This is a genomic window from Streptomyces sp. KLMMK (assembly GCF_036961605.1).
GTDB classification, from domain to species: Bacteria; Actinomycetota; Actinomycetes; order Streptomycetales; family Streptomycetaceae; genus Streptomyces; species Streptomyces telluris.
In genome coordinates this window covers 1-3,949 of sequence record NZ_JBAMDC010000514.1, presented here as the reverse complement: position 1 = coordinate 3,949, position 3,949 = coordinate 1, and the positions used below count along the sequence as shown (strand labels likewise).

Below are 3,949 nucleotides of genomic sequence, written 5' to 3'. Positions count from 1 at the left end.
CGCCCCCGCCGCCCGCCCGGAGGATGTCCGGGCCGACCTGCGCCTGGGCTGAAGATTTCCCGCTTCGCCCGGCCCGGTCTCGTACACCGGTCAAAGGATTGGACTTTTGGGGCGGGTGTGACCACATGATGGAACCGGCGTGCCAGGCGCGACGTCCCTGGCAGCAGGTTGCATGTTGCATGTGATGTACATGAGTAGGGAGCCCTCATGAGGATCGGAATCGTCGGAGCCACCGGGCAGGTCGGCGGAGTCATGCGCAAGATCCTCGCCGACCGGGCGTTCCCGGTCAGCGAGCTGCGCCTGTTCGCCTCGGCGCGCTCCGCCGGGTCCACCCTCCCCTGGCAGGGCACGGAGATCACGGTCGAGGACGCCGCCACGGCCGACTACACCGGCCTGGACATCGTGCTGTTCTCCGCGGGCGGCGCGACCTCCCGGGCGCTGGCCGAGAAGGTCGCCGGGCAGGGCGCCGTCGTGATCGACAACTCCTCGGCCTGGCGCATGGACCCCGAGGTCCCCCTCGTCGTCTCCGAGGTCAACCCGCACGCGGTCAAGGACCGCCCCAAGGGCATCATCGCCAACCCGAACTGCACCACGATGGCGGCCATGCCGGTGCTGCGCCCGCTGCACGAGGAGGCCGGCCTGACGGCCCTCGTCGCCACCACCTACCAGGCCGTGTCCGGCTCCGGCGTCGCCGGCGTCGCCGAGCTCGACGGCCAGGTCCGCGCGGTCGGCGAGCGGGCCCCGGAGCTCGCCCACGACGGCGGGGCGGTCGAGTTCCCCGAGCCCGGCGTCTACAAGCGGCCCATCGCCTTCAACGTGCTCCCGCTGGCCGGCTCGATCGTCGACGACGGCCGCTTCGAGACGGACGAGGAGCAGAAGCTGCGCAACGAGTCCCGGAAGATCCTGGAGATCCCGGGCCTCAAGGTCTCCGGCACCTGCGTGCGCGTCCCCGTCTTCTCCGGCCACTCGCTGCAGGTCAACGCCCGCTTCGAGCGTCCGGTCAGCGTCGAGCGCGCCTACGAGCTGCTCAAGGACGCCCCGGGCGTCGAGCTCTCGGAGATCCCCACCCCGCTGCAGGCCGCCGGCAAGGACGCCTCCTACGTGGGCCGCATCCGCGAGGACGAGACGGTCGAGCACGGCCTCGCGCTCTTCCTCTCGAACGACAACCTCCGCAAGGGCGCGGCGCTCAACGCCGTGCAGATCGCGGAGCTCGTCGCCGCCGAGCTCAAGGGCTGACCCCTTCTCCCGTCCGTCCGCGCCACCCCGCCCGCTCCGGGCCGGGTGGCGCGGACGTTTCGCTTCCGGAAAAACACCGGCCCGCCCGGGGCACCCGGCGTGGAAGGATGGCCGGAAAGTCGCGAAGTTAAGGAGATGCCCAGGTGCCTGGAACGAATCTGACCCGCGAAGAGGCGCAGCGGAGGGCTCGTCTGCTGACCGTCGACACGTACGAGATCGAGCTCGACCTGTCCGGCGCGCAGGAGGGGGGCACCTACCGCTCCGAGACCGTGGTGCGGTTCGACGCGGCCGAGGCGGGCGCGGAGACGTTCATCGACCTGGTGGCGCCCACGGTGCACGAGGTCGTGCTGAACGGAACCGCGCTGGACGCGGCCGAGGTGTTCGCGGACAGCCGGATCGCGCTGCCGGGCCTGGTGGCCGGCCGCAACGAGCTGAAGGTCGTCGCGGACTGCGCGTACACCAACACCGGCGAGGGCCTGCACCGTTTCGTCGACCCGGTCGACGACCAGGCCTACCTGTACACCCAGTTCGAGGTGCCCGACGCGCGGCGCGTCTTCGCCTCCTTCGAGCAGCCCGACCTGAAGGCCGTCTTCACGTTCACCGTGAAGGCCCCCGAGGGCTGGACGGTCATCTCCAACTCGCCGACCCCCGAGCGGCCCGCCGACAACGTGTGGCGCTTCGAGCCGACGCAGCGGATCTCCACGTACATCACGGCCCTGATCGCCGGCCCGTACCACAGCGTGCACAGCGCGTACGAGAAGGACGGCCGCAGCATTCCGCTGGCCATCTACTGCCGTCCCTCGCTGGCCGAGTTCCTGGACGCGGACCACATCTTCGAGGTGACGCGCCAGGGCTTCGACTGGTTCGAGGAGAAGTTCGCCTACGCCTACCCCTTCCCCAAGTACGACCAGCTGTTCGTGCCGGAGTTCAACGCGGGCGCGATGGAGAACGCGGGCGCGGTCACCATCCGCGACCAGTACGTCTTCCGCTCGAAGGTGACGGACGCCGCGTACGAGGGGCGCGCCGAGACCATCCTCCACGAGCTGGCCCACATGTGGTTCGGCGACCTGGTCACCATGGAGTGGTGGAACGACCTGTGGCTGAACGAGTCGTTCGCCACCTTCACCTCGATCGCCTGCCAGGCCTCCGCGCCGGGCTCGCGGTGGCCCCACGCGTGGACGACCTTCGCGAACTCCATGAAGACCTGGGCGTACCGGCAGGACCAGCTGCCGTCCACCCACCCGATCATGGCCGAGATCCGCGACCTGGACGACGTGCTCGTCAACTTCGACGGCATCACCTACGCCAAGGGCGCCTCCGTCCTCAAGCAGCTCGTCGCCTACGTGGGCGAGGACGCGTTCTTCCGCGGCGTGCAGGCGTACTTCAAGGCGCACGCCTTCGGCAACACCCGCCTCACCGACCTGCTCGGCGCGCTGGAGGAGACCTCCGGCCGCGACCTGACCACTTGGTCGAAGCTGTGGTTGGAGACCGCCGGCATCAACATCCTGCGCCCGGAGATCGAGACCGACGCCTCCGGCGTCGTCACCTCCTTCGCCGTCCGCCAGGAGGCGCCCGCCCTGCCCGCCGGCGCCAAGGGCGAGCCGACGCTGCGGCCGCACCGGATCGCCGTCGGCCTGTACGAGCTGGAGGGCGGCAAGCTCGTCCGCAAGGAGCGGATCGAGCTCGACGTCGACGGTGAGCTGACGCCCGTCGACGCGCTCGTCGGCAAGCCCCGGCCGGCCGTCGTGCTGCTCAACGACGACGACCTGTCCTACGCCAAGGTCCGCCTCGACGAGCAGTCGCTGGCGACCGTCACCGCCCACCTCGGCGACTTCACCGAGTCCCTGCCGCGCGCCCTGTGCTGGGCCTCCGCCTGGGACATGACGCGCGACGGCGAGCTGGCCGCCCGCGACTACCTCGCGCTCGTCCTCTCCGGCATCGCCAAGGAGTCGGACATCGGCGTCGTGCAGTCGCTGCAGCGGCAGGTCAAGCTGGCCCTAGACCTCTACGCCGCCCCCGAGTGGCGTGCGACGGGCCTCGCCCGGTGGACCGAGGCGGCCCTCGCCCACCTGAAGTCCGCCGAGCCGGGCAGCGACCACCAGCTCGCCTGGGCCCGGGCCTTCGCCGCCACCGCCCGCACCGACGAGCAGCTCGCCCTGCTGCAGGGGCTCCTCGACGGCACCGAGGAGATCGGCGGCCTCGCCGTCGACACCGAGCTGCGCTGGGCCCTGCTCGGCCGCCTCGCGGCCACGGGGCGCGCGGACGAGGCCGCGATCGCGGCCGAGCTGGAGCGGGACCGGACGTCCGCGGGCGAGCGGTACGCGGCGGCGGCGCGGGCCTCGCAGCCCACGGCCGAGGCCAAGGACGAGGCGTGGAAGGCGGTCGTCGAGTCGGCGGCCCTGCCCAACGCCGTGCAGGAGGCCGTCATCGGCGGCTTCGTCCAGTCCGACCAGCGCGAGCTGCTCGCGCCCTACAGCGCGAAGTTCTTCGCGGCGGTCAAGGGCGTGTGGGAGAGCCGCAGCCACGAGATCGCCCAGCAGATCGCGGTCGGCCTGTACCCCGCGCTGCTGGTCTCCCAGGAGACCCTGGACGCGACGGACGCGTGGCTGTCCTCGGCCGAGCCGAACGCCGCGCTGCGGCGCCTGATCATGGAGTCCCGCTCGGGCGTCGAGCGCGCCCTCAAGGCCCAGGCCGCCGACGCGGCCGCGGCGAG

At 71.5% G+C, this 3,949-nt stretch carries 2 protein-coding genes; both read left to right on the top strand.

Annotation, left to right across the window (positions count from 1 at the left end):
- Positions 1 to 207 precede the first annotated feature (207 nt).
- Entirely contained in the window at positions 208 to 1,236 is a 1,029-nt protein-coding gene (locus V7793_RS34650; protein ID WP_336013669.1) for an aspartate-semialdehyde dehydrogenase, read from the top strand.
- Between the two features lie 143 nt (positions 1,237 to 1,379).
- Positions 1,380 to 3,949 (top strand): aminopeptidase N (pepN, locus tag V7793_RS34645; protein WP_336013668.1); only part of this gene is annotated, 2,570 nt, incomplete at its 3' end.

Excerpts from the sequence above, each read along its gene's own strand:
- V7793_RS34650 (WP_336013669.1), top strand. The coding sequence starts at position 208 with ATGAGGATCGGAATCGTCGGAGCCACCGGGCAGGTCGGCGGAGTCATG.